The sequence below is a fragment of the Brotonthovivens ammoniilytica genome (genome assembly GCF_025566885.1).
GTDB classification, from domain to species: Bacteria; Bacillota; Clostridia; order Lachnospirales; family Lachnospiraceae; genus Brotonthovivens; species Brotonthovivens ammoniilytica.
The window spans coordinates 942,813-968,276 of the sequence record NZ_JAOQJQ010000001.1 but is presented as its reverse complement, the minus strand read 5'-3'; the positions used below and the strand labels follow the sequence as shown (position 1 = coordinate 968,276).

The window sequence follows — 25,464 nt, the reverse complement described above, 5'->3', positions numbered from 1 at the left end:
GAACCGGGAGAAATTGATTTTAGAAAATTAAATCAGCTGTATGTAATTATGATTACACCTTTTGACCTGTTTGGGGCGGGGAAGTATCAGTATACTTTTCAGATGAAGTGTGAAGAAGTGCCGGGACTGAATCTGGAAGACGGGGTTACCCGGATCTTTTTAAACAGCCGTGGGACAGACCCGGAAGGGGTAAGCGAGGAGCTTATAGAGCTTCTGCATTACATAGAGCATACCAATGAAAAGACAGAAGAGAGCTGTAGAAGTGCCCGTGTAAAAAAGCTGAAAAGACGGATTGACAGTCTCAAAGAGAATGCGGAAGTGAGTGTGAGATATATGCAGGCATGGGAAGAGAGAGTCATGGAGCAGAATGAGGCTAGAAAAGAAGGCAGAGAAGAAGGGTTTAAAGCTGGAAAACGTGATGGAATAGCCGTCGGAAAAGATGAAAAATTATGGGAATTAGTTCAAAAAAAACTGGCAAAAGGAAAAAATATTCAGCAGATTGCAGATGAAGTGGAGGAAGATACTGCAACTGTGCAGAGATTTATAGCAGAGATTGAAAAGGGCGACCGGATAACGGCTAATTAGTAAGCTAAGCAGGGCTTATACGACTGTACTGTTTCAGACGCTGAACTTAAAGCTGAAACAGACAGTCGTTTTTGTTTTAGTGGACTGTTACGGGCACCTTAACAGAAGAAAATATTTCTTTGCACTGTCTGATACATTCATCTGTGACAGGAGCAGTTGTAAATATATTTGTTTCCCGTCCGAGCCGGGGATATTTTGCATTACCAAGATCATGGTATGGCAGGAGTTGAATTGCTGTTATAGATTGCCGTATCTGACGGCAGAATTCTGCAGCTGCCCGCAGGTTATATATATCTGTGTTAAAGCCTGTAATTAAAGGAATACGGATTTGAAGTTTTCCTCCGGATGCGGCAATTAAACGGGCATTGTTTAAAATTTGTTCGTTTGGAACACCTGTTATTGTTTTATGGATTTTAGAGTCCATGTGTTTTAGGTCGTATAAAAATAAATCCGTAAGGGGCAGTATCTGATAAATAATTTCCGTACCGGCGAATCCGGTAGTGTCTATTGCAGTATGAATATTCAGCGTTTTTAAAGCTTTTAAAAGTTCTAGTGTAAATTCTGGCTGGCTTAACGCTTCGCCGCCGGAAATTGTTACTCCCCCGCCGGATGTACGATAAAAGGGAAGATCTTTTTGAACAATTTCAAGAACCTGATCTGCCGTGTATTCTGAGCCGGAAAGAAACAGAGCCTGGGGGAGACAGGTTTGCGTACAGGTTCCACAATTCACACATTTGCCACGGTTAATGGAAATCTGGCAGAGGGAGGGTGAGGATTCTGTGCTGTTTTTTGTGAAAGGAACAGTAATGGCCTGATTGGGACACTTAGAAATACAAGTATGGCATCCGGTACACCGCATAGATATCCAGCATAATTGTGGATGAAATTCCTGAGATTCGGGGCTGTGGCACCAGGGACATCGAAGAGGACAGCCCTTTAGAAAGACCGTGGTGCGGATGCCTGGTCCATCCTGGATGGAAAACGGCTGTATATCATAAATTAGTCCCTTTTTAATAGTGGTGTTCATATACAATCCTCCCATCAGTTATTATAATTTGTCATAAATTTTATTTGATATTAGAAACTTATAATCCAAGTTCAGTTCTGCGGATTAAATCGTCCTGGGCACTTTTGAAAACATCTACAAAATATGCGGCAAACCCAGCTATGCGCACCACTAGATCTCTGTAATTTTCGGGATGGAGCTGTGCATCTTTTAATGTTTGGGCGGATACAATGTTAAACTGCATTTCCATGCCTCCTAGTTCAAAAAAATATGTTTTCATAAGATTGATTAGCTTTGTGTAACCCTCTTCACTGGATAAGATTGTTGGATGAAACTTCATGTTCAATAATGTTCCATTGGAATAGTCTGTATGGTCGAAGCTGGAAACGGAACGCAGAATGGCAGTGGGGCCGCTTTTGTCAAGTCCCTGAACTGCGGAAATGCCGTCAGAAAGTGGTTCTTTGCAGAAGCGGCCGTCCGGAGATGCCGCAGTCATTAAGCCGTATACCACATTCATGGTTACAGGAAATAATCCGGCCGCATATTGTCCTCTAGGACCGGTCATGGAGTTAACCGCATCTGCGTAAGTTTTAGCGGTCCAGCGGCAGTATTTGTCATATTCCGGATTCCCATTTCCGTAATGAGGCATCTTACAGATAATATAATCATGTAACTGTTCATGCCCTTTCCAGTTATTTAAAAGAGCGTCGTATAATTCGCGGGTTGTACAGATGTTTTCTTTAAAACACAAATGCTCCAGTACGTTCAGACTATCTACAACATTTCCAAGACCAATGGCTGAATGGCCGGTAGAATTATATTTTGCACCTCCTTTAGTTACGTCGGTTCCGGATTCCATGCAACCGTTCATGGCGGCGGATACTACTGGCTGTGGGAGGAAATTGTGTGCCACAGTTTCATATAAATTAATAACATTTACATGCCATTTTAACCAAAATTTTAATTGGGTCAGATAGGCTTTTTTCACATCTTCGATATTCTTCATTTCATATAGATATCCTGTCTGCGGACCGAACTGCACTTCATTTCTGCTTCCGTTCGGATTTGGCAGGTAGTTTTTCCCATTGTTGATGGCAAGCAGCAGGATATTAACTATATTCAGATAAGAACTAATGCCGATTCCTCCGCAGGCAGGCCATTCAGAACCGCCTATAGATGGCTCCACGCATCCTACCGGACAGTAATTCCAGACATCAGCTTTGCTGATGCCGCGTTTAATCAGAGCTTGTGTAATTACTTTATCAGAAAAGAATGCCAGCAGACCTCCTGCTTGTTTATTCACTGCTAGTGCGCAATTCCAGATTTCTTCGGGGGTTTGTTCATGAATACGGATACCTTGGGGCGGGGTATGGAGTTTTAGCCTGCCGGCAGCCTCCAGACATAAAAAGGTAGCGGTGTTTGCAGCATCACATCCATTCTGGTCGGTTCCACCGATAGTAATCAACATTCCGGAATTATAGCCGGGGCCGGAGCGGGAAGTTCGTTCAGACCATACTTTATTCATTTCTGCGGCCTTTATGTAAAACAAATCCATATATTCCTGGGCTTCCTGCCGGGTAATCGTACCTTCCCTTAGATCTTTTTCTAGGAATGGGCCTGTAAACTGATCTACGCGTCCAAGGCTGGTGCCATGTAAGTTGGCATCCATAAGCACACACATCTGATAAAACCAGACCGTCTGCAGGGCTTCTTTATAATTGCGGGCGGGATGTTCCATGATCCAGTCAAGTGTCTGTGACATTTCAAGCAGCTCCTGTCTGCGCCCAACATCTGCAGTATTTTCAGCAAGATCAGAACATGCTTTACTGTATCGTTTGGAAAATATAATCATGCCCTCGCAGACAATGGAAATTCCGTGATAAAAATTATATTGTTCCGCCAAACTGCCCGTAAATCCTGTTACTTCTAGCTCTGCCATTTTTTTTAATGCATCGTTTCGGATTGCGCCAAAGCCGGTAAGCACAGCCTTTTCATGGTTAGGGACAAAATGTCCAACCGGCTGCGGGCAGATATTGGAGGGGGTAAAAAATAATGGTCCTCCTGCGCTTATCCGGGAAAAAGTTTCAGGAAGATAAGGATTTAATTTGGAATTCATACATTCTCCCAGCCAGTAATCTGCGGTGGATAAGATATATTCCCGGTCTTCCTCCGTGATAAGATAAGGATCGGATTCCCTAGTAGAGATCAGACCGCTTTTTAGTTCATCTATTAAAAAGTCAATGGAGTTTTCCGGATACAGGGCAGAAGCCCGGCATTTTTGAACATAGGAACCGACAATTAGTTCTCCTTCAAAAATAGTACATGGCATTTTCTCGCACAGATTTTTAAAATTGAGAGCTCTTCTTAGACTGCCGGATAATTCCGGATGATTCCGGTAGAAATCGGTGACAATTTTGTATCTGGTGATATCAATATAGGGTGTGGTATTGCGCATACGGCTGCGGGCTATTTGAACCCGGGGTGATACAGGACCAAACGAATACATAAATAATTTCCTCCCTCCTGCTGGATAGTGAAGAGAAAAGGGGGGCCGTATATAAGCCCCCTTTTTCGGGCTTCTATGTAAAAGAAATATACATTACATCATTAGTCTGCTGGCAGGATAGATAATAAAGGATACACCTGCCCAGGCCAGCGCAATCATGATTAAATTCCATTTCAAAGAATTTTTGACCGTAATATTTTCATTTCCAAAATAAAAGGGTGCTGTGATTGCTGCGGACGGAACCAGGGAGGCAAAGCAGGCCATAACGCAAAGCAGTATAATTAGAGGTATTACATTGCCTCCAGCGGCAGATATAAGCGGTACGGAAATGCTGAAAAATAAAAGCATACATACTGTATTGGAAATAAAATTTGTTAAAATAACACATCCCAGCAGCGCTATGATTACAATGGCATAGATAGACATGCTGGACGTGATTGGAGAAAGAATATTTGTCAGACAGGCGGAAATTCCTGTTTCCGGACTGCTGACAGCGTTTCCGAGTACCGTAACTGCACCGATAAAAAGTAATACAGTAACCGTTGAGGTACTTGTCATTTCACGAAAGGTTGTGATAGGTCTGCCTTTTATATGGATGATACATAAAAGCACCATAGCGATAATCAGCGGAAAAGCGGTGCCGTATGCAGAGTAAACTGCTTTTATGTTTTCTGGAAGCATAGATGGAAAAATAGTTGGAAGAACCCAATACAAAACAACCAGCAATAACATTATAATTGTAATTTTTCCCTGAATGGTCAGCGGCTTTACTTCTGACTTATGGGCATCCAGATCATAGGTGTTAAATTTGGATGCCTCCGGTTTCCAGATCAGGCAGATGAATACAATAGCAATAAGGGTGATCAGGATGGCGGCAGGGACACCGATGGACATCCATTTAGCAATAGAAATGTCATATCCGGCTCCGGCGGCAGAATTAATCATAATCAGCGGCAGAGCGTGGCCAAGCGGAGATCCTCCGTTAAAGGCATTGGTAATCCAGAACAGGCCAAGCATCATAGCTGTAAAAAACGGGTCTCCCTTTTTATATCCGATTTCATTGCAGATTACTGTAATTACTGAGATAAATACCAGCGTAACTGCGCCAACATCCATAAAGAAGCTTAAGACGGCACAGATAAGAAAAATAATTGCCATAAATACATAAGGTCTTCCCCGGACAAATTCACGTGTGATTGCCCATTTCACAGCTGTATCAATAACGCCTGTATCTACAAGCACTTTACTGAATGCCAGCATGCCGATAACAGTAATAATCAGGGAAGTGCCAAAGGTACCGGAATATACTGCGTCAGGGGATAAAACCCCTGTCATAAAGATCAGCGCCAGAGCCAGCCAGCTGGGCCAGTCAGTTCCAACTGTCAACCAGAGATACAGAACCGGAACAAAGACGGCGATGACTCTGACACCGGTTCCAGTGAGTCCGTTAACTGCAGGAATTGCGTTTAATAATATAATTCCGATGACGATAGCAATGATAATGTGCAGATATTTTTTTCTGTAAGTTTGCATAGGTTTGTTTCCCCCTTTTATTTTTTTCGTTCTCTGTCTGGTTGAGATCATGATAGCAGTGTGATGTAAAGATTACCAACATGTAATTTGAGTGATAGTATTTGTAAATGCTTATAGCATAAATTATCTTGATTTTTGTAGACTTAAATGATATATTTTGTTCATATAATTAGTCAACTGTGTATTGTTATTTGGTAATTATTGCCAGTTTTATCAGGGAGGGGGACGGGATGAATATTATGCGTATGCAGTATTTTGTTGATGTTGCAAGAATGGAAAATGTTACAAAAGCAGCACAGCAGAATTATATTTCACAGACTGCAATGAGCCAGCAGATAGCGAATATTGAAAATGAGCTGGAAGTAAAATTGTTTACGAGAGAGAAAGGCAGGCTGCATCTGACACAGGCCGGACAGACATTTTATGAAGGGTGTTTAAAAATGCTTAAACTGTACCAGGATGTTACCCGAGAAACAAAAGAAGCCTGGGATCTGCAGTACGGTTTAGGGCAGATTGTGATCGGTATTCTGACTTCGTCCACAGTAGAGTATCTGGAAATTATCCGGGAACAGTTTAATGAAAAGTATCCGGATATACATATTAAGTTTTCACAGGGATCCTTTCGGGAACTGCGGTGCCAGATGGAACAGGGAGAGCTGGATATAGCCATCTGTCCTGATTTTAATTTAAAGGGAATCCCCACTATTGACACAAGAGTTCTGGCCCATGAAAAAATGGGACTGCTGGTCAATAAGAAACATCCGTTGGCAAAAAAGAAATGTGTAACGGTAAAGGATATTAAAAAGGAAAAGATTATTATGACGGAACCCCGCTGGGCAGGTGGCTCTTATGAACAGATGCGGCTGTGCTGCCAGGAAGATGGATTTGAACCGAATATTGTAGAGGAAGCATCGTCTGCGGCCATTCATACTATGCTGGTGTCTATGGACCGGGGATGTGCCTTCCTGCCGGAACGTATTGCGGTGTATGACCACAGAAAATGTGTAATGCTTCACTTGACTGACAGCAAGCAGATCAGTCATGTAAGCATTGGATGGAAGAAAAAGAAAGAGCATACTCCGTTGTATTATTTTATACAGCTGGTCTGCAGCTTTTATGAGAATGACTATGAGAAATGGGTGCGGCAGTATATGAAGGCCGGCAGATCGGAAGGAGGGACATAAGTTTTTCTGAATAGGAGTACCTGAAAAACATATTGGACGCAGCAGAGGGCCTGAATTATATTATAGACAGCCATGAAACATTATTTGGAAGGAGTGGAAGTTTATGTATGAATTCAGGCCCGTTTCTGACAGAATTGCCAGAATGAGAGAGAGATACAGAAATACAAAGTTTACGTTGGACGGGGAAAGAACCCTTTTGGTTACAGAATTTCACAGACGGCACAAAACGCTGCCGGCACCGTTGTTTCGTTCCAGGCTTCAGTATGAGGTATGCAGCAGGATGACGATACGAGTGGAAGATGACGAACTGATTGTTGGAAATCTGGCGAAGAATTATAAGGGGACAACTTTGTGGCCGGAAATTTCCGGAATTGCCTGGTTGTATGCTGAGCTGGATGACGGCTCTTTTTATACAAGGAAACAGCAGGACGAACCAATGCATCTGCCTGACGAAGAGAAAGAAAAGATTTTATCGGTACGGAATTACTGGACAGAACATACGCTCTGGACCGGGATGGCGGACTGCTATCCGGAAGGCACGGATGATATTATCAATGCCGGAGTTTTAAATATCGGCCAGGGAGGCCGGGGAAGAGTGGTTGCCACAGGACATCTTGTGCCCAATTACGGCAGAGTTGTGGAAAAAGGATTTGGTGCCGTGCGGCAGGAGGCTCTCCTTTGGCTGGAAAAATGGAAAGGATTCTCTAACGATGAAACAGATCCGGAAAAATACTATTTTTATCAATCTATCGTAATTACATGCGATGCTTATATCCTGCTGGCCTGCCGTTATGCGTCTGCCTGCCGGGATAAAGCAGCCTGGACAGCAGATCCCGTCAGAAAACAGGAACTGCTTATGATGGCGGATTCTCTGGATTATATAGCGGAAAAGCCGGCCAGAACTTTTCAGGAGGCGGTTCAGGCTGTTTACCTGTATCAGCTGTTTTTGTTTATTGACGGGAACTATCAGAATTGTTCTTTCGGACGGTTTGATCAGTATACGTATTCTTGTCTGTGTGCAGAGCTAGAGAGAGGCTCCATTACCCTGGAGAAAGCACAGGAGATTGTGGATTGTTTCTGGCTGAAGGTGGGCAGTTTGTTTAATGCAAGGCTAAGATATACTGCTCAAGTGACAGGGGCTTATTCCACATTTATGCATCTGACACTGGGGGGATGCGATAAAAACGGAAAGGAAGCTTCTAATTTGATAACCTATATGGGGCTTGAAGCGGCAGCGCGTCTGAAACTTCATGAGCCTCCGGTTTCCTTAAGGGTCAGCCGACGGATGCCGGAGAGCCTGTTTGAATGTGCTATTGAGTCTTCCAAAAGAGCCGGGGGTATTCCCTGTTTTCAGAATGAAGATCTGATCATTGATACCCTTGTGAAAGGAAATTACTATTCACTGGAGGATGCCAGAAATTTTGCGGTAAACGGCTGTCAGGAAATTTCCGGTTCCGGGAATGATTATTCCGCCTCTCAGTGTACAAATTCCTGTGCAGATATAAATCTGGCTAATGTGCTTCTGCTGAGTATTAATAATGGAATCAACCCCGCCAATGGCAAGTCCTGTGTTCCGGGGCACGGATATTTATATGAAATGAAAACCTTTGAAGAGGTGAAGCAGGCTTTTGCCGCTAATATTGATTATTTTGCAAACTGGCTGTGTATCTTAAATAACTGCCTGGAGTATTATCATTGGAAAGTATATCCGGTTCCGGCGCTTTCTGTTATGCTGGATGGCTGCGTGGAATCCGGGGTTGACTGTGTCAGAGGAGGGGCAAAGTACAACTCTTATGGAACATCAGTAGGAGGAACAGCTGTAATGATAGACAGTCTGGCTGCAATAAAATACATGGTCTATGATCAAAAAATATGTACAGCCAGAGAATTGTATGATGCAGTTATGGCAGATTGGGATGGCTGTGAGGAGCTGCGGCTTAAGATTTGTAATATGCCTCATCGTTATGGAAACGGGGATCCCTATGCTGATGAAATTGCCAGATGGTCTATGGAAATGATAGGTAAGACGATCAACAGCAAGAAAATGCTGCGGGGACGGCTGCGTATGTGGGTGGGAAGTGCTTCTGCCCATGTGGTAGCTGGGAAACGCGCATGGGCTACTCCTGATGGAAGAAAGTATCAGGATCCATTGTCAGATGCCGCATCTCCCTGCCAGGGAGCCGATAAGAATGGGCCGCTGGCTGTGCTGCGATCTGCGGTCAGCTATGATCACCATAATTTTCCCACAGGGTTTGCGTTAAATCTCAGGTTTTCCCCAAAGACACTGCAGGGAGCAGACAGTATATCAAAATTAAAAGCCATGCTGCTTTCTTATTATGATATGGGTGGAATGGAGCTGCAGTATAATATCGTAAGCTCAGAAGAACTGCGGGCAGCTCAGAAAGAGCCTGAAAAATATCGTGATCTGGTAGTACGCGTTGCAGGATTTTCTGCTTATTTTGTAGAGTTGGCGACAGGGCTGCAAAATGATATAATAGCAAGAACAGAAAATGCATTGTAATACATCTGTGGACTGCCGGATAAACCTTAACATGCAGTTTCCGGATACAGCAGCTTTTCTGATTATGATATTTGGAGGAATAAAAGATTGAAAATAAAAACAGTTGCTTTGCTGGGAGCCGGAGCGGTAGGCAGTTACTTTATCTGGGGGCTTTCTGAAAAACTGGGAGACAGCTTATGGGTAATTGCTGATGGAGAGAGAAAAAAACGCCTGGAACAGGAAGGTATTTTGATTAATGGCAAATGTTACAGGCCATGTGTGCGTACGCCAAAGGAGGCTAAGGGCGCAGATCTGCTTTTGGTTTCTGTGAAATACGGCGCACTGGGTTCCTGCCTTACAGATATTTCACAGATTGTGGGAGAGCACACCATTGTATTAAGTCTGCTAAATGGTGTTGACAGTGAAGAAATCATAGGAAGAAAAATCGGTATGGAGCATATGCTGTTTTCCATGATGAAAATTGCTTCCAGAAGGGTCGGGAATGAAATTGTGTTTCAGGAAAAAACAACTATCGGCCTGCTGTATGGTGAGAAGGACCAGGAGGAACCAAGCGGGCGTATGCTGGCTGTGGAAGAGCTCCTTTCCGGCACCGGTATCCACCGTCAGATGTGCCGTCAGGTGCTTCGGGATATCTGGCACAAATATGCATTTAATATCAGCATGAATCTTCCCCAGGCAGTGATCGGATGCGGACTTTGTGCTTATGCATTCAGCGAAAATGCAGCAAAACTCAGATGGGAACTTCGAAAAGAAGTCTGTGAAGTTGCAGCGGCAAAAGGGATTGATATTTCAGAGCTTTCAGATATCGAAAAGATGCATGTGGAAAAAACTCCGGATACAAGATATTCAACCCTGCAGGATCTGGACGCCAAGCGGCATACGGAGATCGACATGTTTTCAGGAACACTGATGAAGCTTGGCAGAGAACTGGGTGTGCCAACTCCATATAATGAGGTTATTTATTATATGATCAAAGCTCTGGAAGAGAAAAATGACGGAAAATTTGACACAGTTCAGAAAAGAAAGGAAAAGGAATGACGGCTGTTATTATCCTGGCAGCAGCGGCGGTAGTTGTTTTTGGATATCTGCTTTGTTTAAAACCCAATACCAAAAGAAAAGAGCAGATGAAGCCTTTTGAAGAAGTCTATATTGCTCACAGGGGGCTTTTTGATAATCATTCTAAGGCACCGGAAAATTCACTGGCTGCATTTCAGAAAGCTGTACAGGCCGGTTACGGCATTGAACTGGACGTTCAGATGACAGCTGATCATCAGATGGTAGTGTTTCATGATGCGTCTTTAAAGCGGATGTGCGGCGCAGATCTGCGTCTTACTGATCTGACCTGGCAGGAACTGAAGGGGTATCGGCTGGCAGATTCTGATGAGACGATTCCGCTGTTTCGGGATGTGTTAAATATAATTGCCGGAAAAGTACCTGTAATTGTGGAAATAAAAGTACAGCATCAGTATCTTGAGACAACCCGTTATCTGGCCCGGATTATGGATCATTATCAGGGTGTTTACTGTATTGAATCCTTTCATCCTCTGGCAGTGGCCTGGTTTCGCAGGCACAGGCCAGAGGTGATACGGGGACAGCTGTCAACGAATTACAGAAAAGATCATATCCGTCAGCCGGCGCCTGTGCGGTTTATTTTGACGAACCTGTTGTTAAATGGATACAGCAGGCCGGACTTTATTGCTTATAATTATAAATTCAGCAGTCAGTTTTCTTACCGGCTGTGCAGACGCCTGTATTCTGTAGAAAATGCAGCCTGGACCATTCGCAGCCAGGAAGCCTTAAACCAGGCCAAAGAAGTGTTTCAGATCTTTATATTTGATAGTTTTATTCCAGAACAGTGAACAGTTTTATAGAAGAACAGAGAAAAATAATTTTTGTTATTTTTTGTATGCTATTTTGCTAAAGATGAGATTCCGTTTATATATAGGTTGTGTATAAGTTCAAATAATACATCAGAAGGAATATCTTTCCCATTTTTCAACCAAACACGAAATAGAGATAACGAGGTTGCTATGTGAAATTCAAGCAAATATGGGAATAACTTTTCCTCTTGTGGAAACGATTTTTTAATTTCATCTAATGGTAACTCCCGTTTCAATCGTTCCAAAAAGTGAATACTTCCATAGTCACCAAACACTGCCTTTAAATAATGTGCCTTATCCTCAAACAGTAATAGTAATTGCTCCAAATCTGGAGTTCGCAATGAATCACTATTGGTTTTCCACAACTGCTTCATTGCGGTTAATAAATCATTTTCAATATAATTTAACAAATCATAAATATCAGTAAAATATTGATAGAATGTGCATCTGTTGTAACCTGCTTGGACAGTTATTTCTTTTATAGTGATTTTGTTTATAGACTTTTTCATGTATAAATCACAAAAAGCTGTTGCAATTGTTTGTTTTGTCCGTTCTGTTATTCCAGGTTGTTTATTCATAATCTGCTCCTTTGAATATCCGACAATTTGTTTGAAGATTGTTGGTTGATACGCCACTGCAAGTCTCTTATAATTATCATACAACAAGTTGTAGGATATTCAAATGGTATTATCTTATTTGGTTTGAGGATAGAAAGAGGGCATATATATGAAAGCAATCATTATTTATTATTCACGCTCTGGTAATACAGAGAAAATTGCATTACAGGCACAAAAAGATATGAAGTGCGAGATTATAAAAATTGTGCCGGAAGAAGCCTACGGAAATTACATTTCATCATGCCTGCGGGTAACAAAAGAAAAGAAAGCGGCAGCTGCACCTGCCTTTACAAATCCTATCCCTGATTTAACAGACTATAATATGATTTTGCTTGGCTATCCCATTTGGGCACAGGACTTACCGAGATTTGTTTCTGATTTTATAAGTCAATGCGATTTGACAAATAAAATTGTCGTACCGTTTGCTGCTTATGGAATGTCGGGGATTAACTGTACAATGAACCACTTGCAGAAACTTTGCGTGAACGCAGAAATCAGGTATCCATTTGATAGTGGTGTTTTCAAAAAGGGAAATTATGATATATGGATAAAACAAGTTTTAAAGGAATGTTCTGAAACATAAGTTGTTCTTGTGGCATAAGAACAGAAAAATAGGCCCCATACAACAAGAGCACTGGTATGTAATCATATTGTTGAGGCGCAAAGGGCGGTTTGAAATCATTTGAATCAAGCCGCCCTTTTTACATGAGAATATGGAGCCCTTTTTTTGGCTCCCTTTGTAGATTATGATATTGTTATCTCACAAGAGAAGCCATATCCTTAAAAAATTCCGGATATGAGATATCTATACAGCTGGCATCAGAGAAAGTCGTAGTACCCTCTGCGGCCATTCCGGCTACTGCAAATGCCATGGCGATCCGGTGGTCCATGTAAGTATTAATTTTGGTTCCGCAAAGTGGTTTTCCGCCCCGGATAATCATACCGTCATCGGTTGGAGTGACGTCGGCTCCCATTGCTTTTAAGTTTTCGGTAACTGCCGCAATCCGGTCGGATTCTTTTACCTTTAATTCCTGAGCGTCTTTTATGACAGTTGTTCCGTCAGCAAAGGCCGCCATAACGGCAATGACCGGAATCTCATCAATCAGTGCAGGAATTAAGTCTCCGCTTATTTCGGCTGCTTTTAAGCTGCAGGAGGTAATCAGCAGGTCTGCCACAGGTTCCCCGGAAACCGTTCTTTGATTCAGATATGAAATGTCAGCGCCCATTCGTTTGGCGGCTGTTAAGATTCCGTTTCTGGTGGGATTGATGCCTGCATTTTCTATCAGGATCTCAGAACCCGGTATCATCAGCCCGGCTGCAATGAAATAAGCCGCTGAAGAGATATCTCCGGGGACTTGGATTTTTTGGCCGGTAAGTTTTGGTTCCGGGCAGATCACTGCCGTGGTGTTTTCTGATGTTATATCTGCACCAAAGCCTTTTAGCATTAATTCTGTATGATTCCGGGAAAGATAAGGTTCTGTGACGGAAGTTTTGCCGTCAGCATATAGTCCGGCCAGCAGAATACTGGATTTTACCTGAGCGGAAGCCACAGGAGAATCATAATGTATGCCCTTTAAACTGCCGCCTGTTATGGTAAAAGGGGCGCAGTTGTTGTTGTGATGGCTGAAAAAAGCTGCTCCCATTAAGGACAGGGGAGTAAAAATTCTGCCCATAGGGCGTTTTTGAATGGATGCATCTCCGGTAATGATGCTTTCAAAAGACTGACCCGCAAGAATACCGGAAATCAGACGGGTAGTAGTGCCGCTGTTTCCCGCATCTAAAATGGAAGAAGGGGCTGACAGACCGTGCAGTCCTTTTCCGTAAATCATTACTTTTTTCTTTTCATTTCTGATTTCAATTCCCATTTTCTGAAAACAGGAAATTGTGGAGAGACAGTCGGCTCCTTGAAGAAAACCGGTTACTTCTGTCAGTCCATGAGAAATCGCACCGAACATAATGGCTCGGTGCGAAATGGATTTATCTCCGGGAACACGAACAGTTCCGTGTAAAGCGTTGGTTTTTGTAATCTGCATCTGTCTTAAAAATCCTTTCCTTTAATGTTCATAAACAGTGTAATGATATTTCTGCAGTAAATCAATGGCATGCTTTAAAGCATCGGCGTCGTAAAATTCAATATGAAGAACACCCTGCATAAACTCCCGGTTATGAACGATTCCAATATTTTTGATGCTGATATTGTTGGAGGAAAGAATGGTTGCAATGGCAGCGATTCCTCCGGCCTCATCAATCAGATCACAGAACAGATTATAAACGGGTTTAATGGGTCCGGCCGTGGAGATCTGGAAGGAATCCCGGTAGTCTTTTGCCTGTTCAAAAAAAGAATGAATCCGGTCACCTTCGCCTGCTGCGATTTTTTCACGAATTTTCCCGATAGAAGCTGTATAGGCATCAATCAGATGTAAAATCTGATCTCTGTTGGCAAGACAGATGTTCTCCCACATCAGCGGGGAGGAGGAAGAGATTCGGGTAATATCCTTAAATCCTCCTGCGGCCACAGTTTTCATGGTTTCTTTTTCATCATCCAGTTCCTCTACCAGATTTACAAGTGTCGCTGAAATTACATGGGGAAGATGGCTGACAGAGCCCACAGTAAAATCATGTTTCTGATAATCAAGCACCAGAGGAAGTGCGTCAAGAGAAGCAGTGAAGGCTTCAAAATCGGCGGCACGCTGCCGGCTGATGTGTTCCGTAACTGTAATCAGATAATAAGCATTTTCCAGCATATAGGCAGTTGAATATTCGTAACCTGTATGTTCTGTTCCGCACATGGGGTGTCCGCCGATAAAATTTGCTTCCATCTGCAGCCGTTTTACTTCTTTATGAATCCCGGTTTTGACACTGCCGATATCTGTAATCAGAAGACCAGGATTTTGAGAAACAAAACCTTTAAGCAGCGGCAGATATTCCGGATTGCGCAGAACCGGAGCGCACAGATAGATATAATCACAGGAGATAAAGTCTTCTGTGACACTGCTGTAACCTTTTGTAATGATCTGCTCTTTTAATGCGTCATCCAGAGTTTTTTGTGACGGATCAAAGGCAATCAGCGTAATATCCGGATGGATTCTGCGGATTGTTTTGGCAATGGAGCCTCCAATGTGCCCAAGCCCGATAAAACCGATTTTTGCTGGTGTCATTAGTATACCCTCCCGGCAAGTATGGTAAAGGTTTTCAGTTCCTTCATAAAATTATGAAATTCCGGAAAATCAAGAGACTGGGCGCCGTCGGAGAGTGCACATGCGGGATCCGGATGCACTTCAATCATAAGACCGTCGGCTCCGCAGGCAACGGCAGCCTTTGACAGCGGTGCAATATAGCTTCTGACGCCGCAGGCATGGCTTGGGTCCACAATTACCGGCAGGTGGGTCTTTTCTTTTAATACGCAGACGGCACTTAAATCCAGTGTATTTCTGGTAGCTGTTTCAAAGGTTCTGATACCACGTTCACATAATGCCACCTGAGAATTTCCGTAAGACATAATGTATTCGGCGGCGTTTAACCATTCGTCAATAGTAGCTGAAAGTCCCCGTTTTAACAGAACCGGAAGCCCTGCCTTGCCCACTTCCTTTAAAAGCTCAAAGTTCTGCATATTTCTGGCTCCGATCTGAATCATATCCACATATTTTACCGCCAGGTCAAGGGCTTTTAAGCTGGTGACTTCGCAGATGGTATCAAGCCCGGTTTCCAGGGATGCCTGCTGCATCAGTTTTAAGCCTTCTTCCCCAAGACCCTGAAAAGAGTACGGGCTGGTTCTGGGTTTAAAAGCTCCGCCTCTTAAAATGGTAGCGCCGGCTTCTTTTACGGCCTTGGCAGCGGACATAATCTGTTCTTCTGATTCAATGGCACAGGGACCTGCCATAACAGTCATATTTTCCGGCCCTATGGACGTATGCTTTAAAGAGATGACGGTAGGGTCCGGATGAAATGTAATATTGGCCAGTTTATAGCTTTCTGTAATATTTACTATTTTTTCCACATCAGACATGGCCTGAATAGAACGTGTATCCAGTTTTGTTTTATCACCCACTACACCAATAATGGTGACCTCTTTTCCGGCTGATAAATGGGCCGTCATACCGTTAGTTTCTATAATATGAATGACTGTATTTACAGATTGTTCCGGTGCGTTTGGTTTCATTACAACAATCATTTTAAATTCCTCGCTTGTTTTTATGTTTTTGTATTCGTTATCATACCTCTTTTAGATGGACACTGTCAACACTTCAATGCATAAAAGCTTCGAAGTTTAACGCGAAAAAGTAATTCGTAAGAAAAATTGTAAAAAATCGCTAAAATAGTTGTAATATTCACGCATCTTTAGTAAAATATAACCATGAATTTTTATGATGTATGGAGGAAGTATTATGAATGTTTATACCACGGACAAAATCCGAAACGTAGTAGTGTTAGGCCACGGCGGAGCCGGCAAGACAACTGTAGTAGAAGCTATAGCATATCTTTCCGGACTGACTGGCCGAATGGGAAAAATCAGTGATGGAAATACCATCAGTGATTACGATAAAGAAGAGATTAAAAGGGGTTTTTCCATTAATACTTCTGTGATTCCTGTTATTTGGGGTGATACAAAAATTAATATTCTGGATACACCGGGATATTTTGATTTTGTTGGGGAGGTAGAAGAGGCTGCAAGTGTTGCAGACGCTGCCATCATTGTAATTTCCGGCAAATCAGGGGTTGAGGTCGGAACGAAAAAAGCATGGGAATTATGTGAAAAATATAAGCTTCCAAGACTGATCTGCGTAACTAACATGGATGATGATAACGCAAGCTTTCGTCAGGTAGTGGAAGATATGCAGGCTTTATACGGGAAAAAGATTGCTCCTTTCCATATTCCGGTTCGTGCCAATGAAAAATTTATTGGATATGTAAATATCATCAGCCAGTCTGCCCATCAGTGGAATGATAAAGGAGAAGTCATTCCTATGGAGATGCCGGAATACTCAAGACCAAATCTGGCAAAACTCAGGGAAGCGCTGTTAGAAGCAGTGGCAGAGACCAGCGAAGAGTTTATGGACCGTTATTTTGCCGGGGAGGAATTTTCTGAAAATGAAATCCGTCAGGCACTGCGTGTAAACGTAATTGACGGAAGCACCGTACCGATTTCTATAGCATCCGGTATATTAGCCCAGGGTATTTATACACTGCTGGATGATATTGTAAAATATCTGCCAAGCCCGGATAAAAAAGAATGCAAGGGAATCAGCCTTAAGTCTAACGAAGTATTTCATGCGGATTATGATTTCTCAAAACAGAAATCGGCCTATATTTTCAAAACAATTGTGGACCCGTTTATCGGAAAATATTCTTTGATTAAAGTAAATTCCGGAGTTTTAAAAACCGATGATGTGCTGGTGAATCCGGAGCACGGCATGGATGATAAAATCGGCAAATTATACGTGCTAAGAGGAAACAAGCCTGAGGAGGTCAGCGAGCTTCATGCAGGTGATATCGGGGCACTGGCCAAATTAAATAAAGTAGTTACTACAGATACGTTATCTGCCAAAGGCAGTCCGGTGGTATTCTTAAAAACAGCTTTTTCTGTACCGTATACATATATGCGCTACAAAGCAAAAAATAAGGGTGATGAGGATAAAATATCCCAGGCGCTGCAGAAGCTGATGCAGGAAGATATGACATTAAAAGCAGTCAATGACAGCGAAAACCGCCAGACGCTTCTGTATGGAATGGGAGATCAGCATTTAGAAGTAGTTGTCAGCAAGCTGAAAGAGAAATACAAAGTAGACATTGAGCTGAGCAAACCAAAGATTGCGTTCAGAGAAACCATCCGCAAAAAATCTGATGTGGAATACAAATATAAAAAACAGTCCGGCGGTCACGGTCAGTACGGCCACGTAAAAATGACCTTTGAGCCATCCGGAAATCTGGAAGAGCCATTTGTATTTGAACAGATTGTGGTGGGCGGCGCAGTTCCGAAAAACTATTTCCCGGCAGTGGAAAAAGGTCTTCAGGAATCTGTGGAAAAAGGACCGGTTGCCGGTTACCCGGTAGTTGGTGTAAAAGCCGTACTTTATGATGGATCATATCATCCGGTGGATTCATCCGAGATGGCATTTAAGATGGCTACCATTCAGGCATTTAAGAAAGGATTTATGGAGGCTTCTCCTGTATTGTTAGAGCCCATTGCTTCTGTAAAGGTTGTGGTTCCTGACAAATATACCGGAGATATTATGGGTAATCTTAATAAACGCAGAGGCCGGGTGCTTGGCATGAATCCGGTAGACGGCGGAAAGCAGGAGATTGTTGCAGATGTGCCCATGTCAGAGCTTTACGGATACAATACAGATCTTAGATCTATGACAGGAGGCAGTGGAGAGTATTCTTATGAATTTGCCCGTTACGAGCAGGCGCCTGGTGATATTCAGGAAAAAGAAATTGCTGCAAGAGCAGGCTCGGCTGACGGAAATGAATAATTTATAGAAAATAAATTATCCGGAGAATTAGAAATAAAAAGAATGTATAGGTAAAATACAAAGAGAACAGGTTCATTTGGGAAAGAAGTGAAAGCAGACCCAAAGGACTTGTTCTCTTTGACTTTTGTTTCCGGGAAAAATTAGTGCAAACCCTGATCTGACGGGCATTTCAGCTTGACAATTGTACGTTGTGTGATAAAATTTTTAAGATGCAGGCATTCTGTCTGAATCGCATAGTTTCAATATAATGCATATCTGATTGTTAGTTTTATATTCATGATGTATGTTAAGATACAATTTAGGAGGAATGAAACATGGCTGTACCCTATAATCACAGGGAAATTGAACAAAAATGGCATAAGATCTGGGAAGAAAAACCGGTGAATGTCAATGATGGAAAAAAACCGAAATATTACTGTCTGGATATGTTTCCATACCCTTCCGGTAATGGTCTGCATGTAGGACACTGGAGAGGATATGTTATTTCAGACGTATGGAGCAGATATAAAATGCTGCAGGGATTTTATCTGATTCATCCCATGGGCTGGGATGCGTTTGGGCTTCCTGCGGAAAATTATGCTATTAAAATGGGTGTTCACCCGGCAAAGTCAACAGCAGAAAACGTTGCCAATATCAAACGCCAGATCAATGAGATTGCGGCAGTTTATGACTGGGATATGGAAGTGAATACTACAGATCCGTCCTTTTACAAATGGACCCAGTGGATTTTTGTGAAAATGTTTAAAGCAGGGCTTGCATATCAGAAAGAAATGCCTATTAACTGGTGCCCGTCTTGTAAAACAGGTCTGGCTAATGAAGAGGTTGTAAACGGAAAATGTGAACGCTGCGGTGCTGATGTTACAAAGAAAAATCTGAATCAGTGGATGCTTAAAATTACAGAATATGCAGACCGGTTATTAAAGGATCTGGATAAACTGGACTGGCCGGAAAAAGTAAAAAAGATGCAGGCAGACTGGATAGGAAAAAGCTATGGTGCGGAAGTAAACTTTAAAGTGGACGGTTCTGAGAAAGAACTTACTGTTTATACTACACGCCCGGATACTTTATATGGTGCAACCTTTATGGTGCTGGCTCCGGAGCATGCTTATGCAAAAGAACTGGCAACAGATGAGACACGTCAGGCAGTAGAAGATTATATTTATCAGACTTCTTTAAAATCATCGGTAGACCGTCTTCAGGATAAGGAAAAAACAGGTGTATTTACCGGATCCTATGCAGTAAATCCGTTAAACGGCGCCCTGGTTCCAATCTGGCTTTCCGATTATGTACTGGCGGATTATGGTACAGGGGCTATTATGTGCGTGCCTGCTCATGATGACCGTGACTTTGAATTTGCCACAAAATTTAATATACCGATTATTCAGGTAATTGCCAAAGACGGTGAAGAAATTGAGCATATGACAGAAGCTTACACAGATGCCAAAGGAACCATGATCAATTCCGGAGAATGGAACGGTATGGAATCTTCCGTTCTGAAAAAAGAAGCGCCTCATATGATCGAAAAAATGGGAATCGGAAAAGCCACAACCAATTATAAGCTCCGTGACTGGGTATTTTCCCGTCAGCGTTACTGGGGCGAGCCGATTCCTATCGTACACTGTCCGGACTGCGGAGCTGTACCTGTTCCGGAAGAGGAGCTTCCCCTGCTTTTACCGGATGTAGAATCCTATGAGCCAACAGGGACCGGAGAATCTCCGCTGGCAGGCATTGATGCGTGGGTAAATACAACCTGTCCGTGCTGTGGAAAGCCTGCAAAACGGGAAACCAACACGATGCCTCAGTGGGCAGGTTCCTCCTGGTATTTCCTGCGTTATGTGGACAGTAAAAATGATAAAGAACTGGTATCCAGAGAAAAAGCAGATCAGTATCTGCCGGTGGATATGTATATCGGCGGTGTGGAACATGCGGTACTGCACCTTCTGTATTCTAGATTTTATACAAAATTCCTGAACGATATCGGAGCCATTGATTTTGACGAGCCATTCCATAAATTATTCAATCAGGGTATGATTACCGGAAAAAATGGCATTAAAATGAGTAAATCCAAAGGCAACGTAGTTTCTCCGGATGAGCTGGTAAGAGATTACGGATGTGATTCCCTGAGACTTTATGAACTGTTTGTAGGTCCTCCTGAACTGGATTCGGAGTGGGACGACAGAGGAATCGACGGTGTTTACCGTTTTATTACCCGTCTCTGGAAACTTGTTCTGGACAATAAAGACAGTGAAACAAAAGAGACAAAAGAGCTTTTAAAAGTACGGAATAAACTGATTTATGATATCACCACACGTCTGGAAAGCTTCAGTCTTAATACCGTTGTTTCCGGATTTATGGAATATAACAACAAGCTGATTGATATGGCTAAAAAAGGCGGTGTGGATAAAGCCACACTGGAAACACTGGTTGTGCTCCTTGCACCCTTTGCACCTCATATTTCAGAGGAGCTTTGGAGCCAGCTTGGACATGAAACCTCTGTTTTTGAAAATCAGTGGCCGGAGTATGATGAAAAAGCAATGGCAGACGATGAGAAGGAAGTTGCCGTGCAGATCAACGGAAAAACAAAATGCGTGGTAAAAGTTCCGGCAGATATCAGCAAAGAAGACGCCATAGCGGCGGGAAAAGAAGCTCTTGGTGATAAATTAAGCGGGAATATTATCAAAGAAATTTATGTTCCGGGCAGGATTATTAATATTGTGCAGAAATAGGCAGCACTGCCGTAATTACAGGTTGATTTTGCTTTTATGTTTTCTTAAAAACAAAAGTCCCCAATGCTCTGATAAAAAGTACAGCGTATCTATTTTGGCAAAGATACGCTGTATTTTTGTTATATTTTATTTTTCCAATTCGTCATAGTTCTTTTCGTTTTTCATAATTTCCTGACGAATCAGGTGTATAATTTCGCCATTAATAGAACGGCCTTCAAATTCTGCAAGGCTCTTTAATTTCTTATGTGTTTCCGCATCGATTCTTAAACCGATGTGCTTTTCCTTCTTCATATATCTCCTTTATACTGGATAAAAATGATTGAAACTTCACAGACTACTTGATGACAGAAATACGGTTCATATTTGATAAATTTTCAGGCCAACATTACAGTATTACATTTATTCTCTGCTGGCAAGTGTCAAAATATCAAGAATGCGGAGGTTTCAATTCACCATGATTTTTTTCGTGTTCTGCAATGGCCTGCCGGATTAAGTATGCGATTTCTCTGTTGATGGAACGGTCTTCTAATTCAGAGAGACTTTTTAATTTTTGGTGTGTTTCCACATCAAGTCTTAATCCCAGATGTTTTTCTTTTTCCAATGTTATTCACCTTCCTAAATCATAATACATTATCATCTTCTAAATTTATGAGTACATTTTAAGCACGGATTATATTATGATGGTGTAAATGAACTTGTTTTAAGTACACTATATTTTTGTCATTCAGAAGGAGAAATATGTATCTTACAGAGTTATTTTTCAATTCCTTACATGATCATTATGATAAAGCTTCTGTGGAGTACGCCATTAGAAAATGTAATGAAGAGATGCTTAAAAGAATCGGAACATTCGATACAGTACAGGATACGGTGACACTTTGCTTTGGAAAAGAATCGAAATTTTTGGAATATACACCGGTATTTCAGGAGCTTATGGAATTTCGGGAAATGCTGGAGCTTTTTCGGGAGCTGATTCCATATGAATTTAGCACAAAGTTTAAGATACTTCAGGTAATAGAAGAAAGCTACAGTATTTATCAGTATCTTATGAACCGGAATCTGACCTCGGAACTTGGAGAACAGGAAAGAAAGAATTTGGGGCAGCTATATCATAAGATTGAGGAGCTGTGCCGGAATGAGGAGGCATACCCCAGTAAAAAAATCATGTTTTTCTGTGAAAAAAAAGAAGACATCGTGGCGGAAAACACATTATCTTTAAACGGATTTTTAACAGATGAATTTTCCGGGCAGAAGCTTTATGTAAAAAACAGATTAATGATGGCTATGAAGACGGGGGGCGTTGTTGTGATTGTATTTGGAACAGAGGTGGTAGAGATTCAGAAAATATATGGTTTTATTTTGCTTCATGGCCGTTGGAGAGAGTGCTCTAAAGTGCTGGATCTTTATCTGATGCGTCTGTTGTCAGAAGAGGAATAAAGTTTGTTTCCTGGCTTAAATCATGGTAAAATGGAAAAAATATGCATAGATATTTTATATTGGAGGAAAATTGCGTGAAATTACAGGATTTAAAAGCATATGAAATCGTGGAAGACCGCGAAATCAAAGATTTAAACTCACAGGGAGTTGTACTGCGTCATAAAAAAAGTGGAGCCAGAATCTGCCTGCTGCTGAATGATGATGAAAATAAAGTGTTCTATATTGCGTTTCGGACACCGCCGGTAAACAGTACAGGTCTGACTCATATTCTGGAGCATTCTGTGCTCTGCGGCAGTAAGGAGTTTCCTATAAAAGATCCCTTTATTGAACTGGTAAAAGGATCTTTGAATACATTTTTAAATGCCATTACTTATCCGGATAAAACGGTGTATCCTATTGCAAGCTGCAATGATAAAGATTATCAGAACTTAATGCATGTATATCTGGACGCCGTATTCCGGCCGAATATTTATCAGTATCGTGAGATTTTCTGTCAGGAGGGATGGCATTATGAACTGGAGCATCCGGAGGATGATTTGAAAATTAGCGGTGTTGTTTACAGCGAAATGAAAGGTGCTTTTTCATCTTCAGATGATCTTTTGGAACGCGAGATTTTAAACTCTCTGTATCCGGATACCGCCTACCGATTTGAGTCCGGCGGAGATCCCAAAAAGATTCCCGATCTTTCTTATGAGGAATTTCTGGATTTTCACAGCAAATATTATCACCCGTCCAATTCTTATATCTATCTGTACGGAAATCTGGATGCTGTCGAAAAATTAAAGTGGCTGGATGAGTATTATTTAAGTGGTTATAAGACCGATGACTTTGATACGGAAATTCATCTTCAGAAAGCCTTTGATCATCCTTTAAGAGTCGAGAAAAAATATTCTGTTTCCAGCCAGGACAGTGAACGGGATAAAACATATCTGTCCTATAACTGGTCGGTTGGGGATATTCTGGACCAGAAACAGTATCTTGCATTTGAAACACTGGATTATGCACTTTTATCCTCCCAGGGGGCGCCGCTAAAACAGGCTCTTCTTGACGCCGGGATCGGAAAAGATATTCAGGGAGGATATGATAACAGTATCCGGCAGCCGCTGTTTTCTGTAATTGCCAAAAACTCAAATATAGAAAAACTGGATGAGTTTCAGCAGATTATACAGGATACCTTAAAAAACCAGGTAAAGCAGGGAATCAACAAAGAAGCACTGCTGGCTTCTGTCAATCATGGTGAGTTTAGATTCCGAGAGGCAGATTTTGGGAATTATCCAAAAGGACTGATGTTTGGTCTTCAGGCTCTAGACAGCTGGCTGTATGATGACAGTAAAGTATTTATCCATCTGGAACCATTGGAGACCTACCGGTTTTTAAGAGAACAGATGGAAACCGGATATTTTGAAGGGCTGATTCAGAAATATCTGCTGGATAACCCCCATGTATCGGTAGTTACCATGGAGCCGGAAAGGGGCCTTAATGCAAAAGAGGAAAAAGAACTGTCTGATAAGCTTCAGGCATATAAAAACTCTCTTTCAGAAGCAGAAATTCTGGAGCTTACGGCATTTACGAAACATCTGAAAGAATATCAGGAGCAGCCAAACGCGCCTTTAGATCTGGAAAAGATCCCCATGCTTTCCAGAAAAGACTTACAGCCTGCGCCGGAACCTTTAAACAATCAGGTGCTGGATTTAGGTAAAACAACAATGATTTGGCATGACATTCCGGCAAATGGAATTGTGTATCTGGATCTGATGTTTGATGCGGGACATATCCCGGAGGAGCTTGTTTCCTACCTGGGCGTCCTGAAACTGCTGCTTGGTTATCTGGATACAGAAGATTACACATATACAGAGTTAGCAAATGAGGTAAATCTTCACACGGGAGGAATCCACAATTGTATAACTGTTTTGGCAGACGCAAAAGATGCAGATAAATATCATGCTAAGTTTGAGGTGCGTATCAGCGCTTTGAAAGAAAAGCTTGAGAAGGCCATGGAGCTTACAGAGAGTATGCTGTTTGCTACAAAGTTTGATGATAAGAAGCGCCTTGGGGAACTGCTCGCTCAGATTAAGTCGTCCCTGCAGTCTGATTTAAGCGAAAGCGGGCATCTGGCGTCGGCAACCAGAGCGCTGTCCTATTACCAGCCAAGGTCCAGATTTGCAGATTTGACAACAGGTATTGATTTTTATAAACTGGTGGATAGACTGGAAACCTGTTTTGAGGACGAGGTGCAGGATCTGAAAGAAAAACTACAGTTATTAATGCGTATGCTGTTTCGGCCTGAGAAGCTGCTGATAAGTGTAACCTGTGATGAAAGCGGAAGAATTGAAGCAGAAAAGCAGGTTCGCAGGATAGAAAAACGATTCTATACCGACCCAATTGAGGACCGCCCGTGGGTTGTGAGCTGTACCAGAAAAAATGAGGGATTTATGGATGCCTCTCAGGTTCAGTATGTTTCACTGGCAGGCAGTTACCGGGATGCAGGTTTTTCGTATACCGGTGCATTTCATGTATTAAAAACGATTCTAAGCTATGACTATCTGTGGCTGAATATTCGTGTGAAAGGCGGGGCATACGGGGCGGCCAGCGCATTCTTAAGAACCGGGGATGCTTATTTTACCTCTTACAGGGATCCGCATTTGAAAAATACACTGGAAGTTTACAAAAAGACGGCAGAATTTTTGAAAAGTTTTCATGCCAGTGAACGGGATATGACAAAGTATGTTATCGGAACTATCAGCAGCCTGGATACGCCTCTGAATCCAAAAGCAAAGGGCAGAAGAAGCCTGCTGGCATATCTTTCGGGGCTGACGCCGGAAATGATGGCAGAGGAACGAAGAGAGGTAATTGAAGCTTCTGTAGAAGATATCCGCGCTCTGGCAGCTCCTGTAGAAGCTGCTGTTAAAAATGAGAATATATGTGTCATTGGAAACGAAGATAAGATAAAACAAGAGCAGAGTGTTTTTGACAATATACTGCCGCTGCTCTAAAAA

19 protein-coding genes are annotated in these 25,464 nt (G+C 42.2%); 10 read left to right on the top strand and 9 right to left on the bottom strand.

Features of this window, described 5'->3' with window-relative positions:
* Positions 1–585: hypothetical protein (locus OCV88_RS04420; protein WP_330671913.1), on the top strand; the 585-nt coding region annotated here is incomplete at its 5' end.
* A 76-nt stretch (positions 586–661) separates the two neighbouring features.
* On the opposite strand, the gene OCV88_RS04415 is transcribed toward OCV88_RS04420, so the two are convergent.
* The 3 genes from OCV88_RS04415 to OCV88_RS04405 form a co-directional block, all read right to left on the bottom strand.
* Positions 662–1,612 carry a glycyl-radical enzyme activating protein gene (locus tag OCV88_RS04415; RefSeq protein WP_262590701.1) on the bottom strand — a complete coding sequence of 317 codons (951 nt, stop codon included), beginning with the start codon at positions 1,610–1,612 and terminating at the stop codon, positions 662–664.
* 58 nt (positions 1,613–1,670) lie between these two features.
* Positions 1,671–4,097 (bottom strand): glycyl radical protein, encoded by a 2,427-nt coding sequence (locus OCV88_RS04410; RefSeq protein WP_158424374.1) that lies wholly within the window; start codon positions 4,095–4,097, stop codon positions 1,671–1,673.
* A gap of 93 nt (positions 4,098–4,190) precedes the next feature.
* Positions 4,191–5,630 (bottom strand): SLC13 family permease, encoded by a 1,440-nt coding sequence (locus tag OCV88_RS04405; protein ID WP_262590699.1) that lies wholly within the window; start codon positions 5,628–5,630, stop codon positions 4,191–4,193.
* 230 nt (positions 5,631–5,860) lie between these two features.
* Here OCV88_RS04405 and OCV88_RS04400 point away from each other — a divergent pair, with 230 nt between their 5' ends.
* The 4 genes from OCV88_RS04400 to OCV88_RS04385 all read left to right on the top strand — a co-directional run bounded on the left by OCV88_RS04400 (position 5,861) and on the right by OCV88_RS04385 (position 11,194).
* Positions 5,861–6,814: a LysR family transcriptional regulator gene (locus tag OCV88_RS04400; protein WP_158424372.1), complete on the top strand. Its 954-nt coding sequence runs from the start codon at positions 5,861–5,863 to the stop codon at positions 6,812–6,814.
* Between the two features lie 103 nt (positions 6,815–6,917).
* Positions 6,918–9,335: a glycyl radical protein gene (locus tag OCV88_RS04395; RefSeq protein WP_158424371.1), complete on the top strand. Its 2,418-nt coding sequence runs from the start codon at positions 6,918–6,920 to the stop codon at positions 9,333–9,335.
* Positions 9,336–9,422: 87 nt separating this feature from the next.
* Complete coding sequence (locus OCV88_RS04390; RefSeq protein WP_158424370.1) at positions 9,423–10,373, top strand: ketopantoate reductase family protein; 951 nt, start codon at positions 9,423–9,425, stop codon at positions 10,371–10,373.
* A complete protein-coding gene (locus OCV88_RS04385) occupies positions 10,370–11,194 on the top strand; it encodes a glycerophosphodiester phosphodiesterase family protein (protein WP_158424369.1) in 825 nt (274 codons plus the stop codon). The genes OCV88_RS04390 and OCV88_RS04385 overlap by 4 nt, the downstream gene beginning before the upstream one ends.
* A 50-nt stretch (positions 11,195–11,244) precedes the next feature.
* On the opposite strand, the gene OCV88_RS04380 is transcribed toward OCV88_RS04385, so the two are convergent.
* Entirely contained in the window at positions 11,245–11,793 is a 549-nt protein-coding gene (locus OCV88_RS04380) for a TetR/AcrR family transcriptional regulator (RefSeq protein WP_158424368.1), read from the bottom strand.
* A 148-nt stretch (positions 11,794–11,941) separates the two neighbouring features.
* On the opposite strand from OCV88_RS04380, the gene OCV88_RS04375 reads away from it, so the two are divergent.
* Entirely contained in the window at positions 11,942–12,415 is a 474-nt protein-coding gene (locus tag OCV88_RS04375) for a flavodoxin (RefSeq protein ID WP_158424367.1), read from the top strand.
* Between the two features lie 172 nt (positions 12,416–12,587).
* Here the strand turns inward: OCV88_RS04375 and aroA are convergent, their stop codons facing one another.
* Genes aroA through aroF form a run of 3 tightly spaced genes read right to left on the bottom strand, consistent with a single transcriptional unit; the run spans position 12,588 to position 16,003 of the window.
* Complete coding sequence (gene aroA / locus OCV88_RS04370; RefSeq protein WP_158424366.1) at positions 12,588–13,865, bottom strand: 3-phosphoshikimate 1-carboxyvinyltransferase; 1,278 nt, start codon at positions 13,863–13,865, stop codon at positions 12,588–12,590.
* Between the two features lie 21 nt (positions 13,866–13,886).
* Complete coding sequence (locus OCV88_RS04365; RefSeq protein WP_158424365.1) at positions 13,887–14,990, bottom strand: prephenate dehydrogenase; 1,104 nt, start codon at positions 14,988–14,990, stop codon at positions 13,887–13,889.
* The gene (gene aroF, locus OCV88_RS04360; RefSeq protein ID WP_158424364.1) at positions 14,990–16,003 is read right to left on the bottom strand and encodes a 3-deoxy-7-phosphoheptulonate synthase; all 1,014 of its coding nucleotides are present in this window, start codon (positions 16,001–16,003) and stop codon (positions 14,990–14,992) included. The genes OCV88_RS04365 and aroF overlap by 1 nt, the downstream gene beginning before the upstream one ends.
* A 214-nt stretch (positions 16,004–16,217) precedes the next feature.
* Here aroF and OCV88_RS04355 point away from each other — a divergent pair, with 214 nt between their 5' ends.
* Complete coding sequence (locus OCV88_RS04355) at positions 16,218–18,305, top strand: elongation factor G (RefSeq protein ID WP_158424363.1); 2,088 nt, start codon at positions 16,218–16,220, stop codon at positions 18,303–18,305.
* A gap of 314 nt (positions 18,306–18,619) precedes the next feature.
* Entirely contained in the window at positions 18,620–21,031 is a 2,412-nt protein-coding gene (gene leuS, locus OCV88_RS04350; protein WP_158424362.1) for a leucine--tRNA ligase, read from the top strand.
* A gap of 126 nt (positions 21,032–21,157) precedes the next feature.
* Here the strand turns inward: leuS and OCV88_RS04345 are convergent, their stop codons facing one another.
* Together OCV88_RS04345 and OCV88_RS04340 are read right to left on the bottom strand one after the other, a co-directional pair.
* Positions 21,158–21,322 carry an Arc family DNA-binding protein gene (locus OCV88_RS04345; protein WP_158424361.1) on the bottom strand — a complete coding sequence of 55 codons (165 nt, stop codon included), beginning with the start codon at positions 21,320–21,322 and terminating at the stop codon, positions 21,158–21,160.
* Between the two features lie 136 nt (positions 21,323–21,458).
* Complete coding sequence (locus OCV88_RS04340; protein WP_262590696.1) at positions 21,459–21,632, bottom strand: hypothetical protein; 174 nt, start codon at positions 21,630–21,632, stop codon at positions 21,459–21,461.
* A gap of 137 nt (positions 21,633–21,769) precedes the next feature.
* Here OCV88_RS04340 and OCV88_RS04335 point away from each other — a divergent pair, with 137 nt between their 5' ends.
* A complete protein-coding gene (locus tag OCV88_RS04335; protein ID WP_158424360.1) occupies positions 21,770–22,468 on the top strand; it encodes a hypothetical protein in 699 nt (232 codons plus the stop codon).
* A gap of 74 nt (positions 22,469–22,542) precedes the next feature.
* A complete protein-coding gene (locus OCV88_RS04330) occupies positions 22,543–25,461 on the top strand; it encodes an insulinase family protein (RefSeq protein WP_158424359.1) in 2,919 nt (972 codons plus the stop codon).
* Positions 25,462–25,464: the final 3 nt, after the last annotated feature.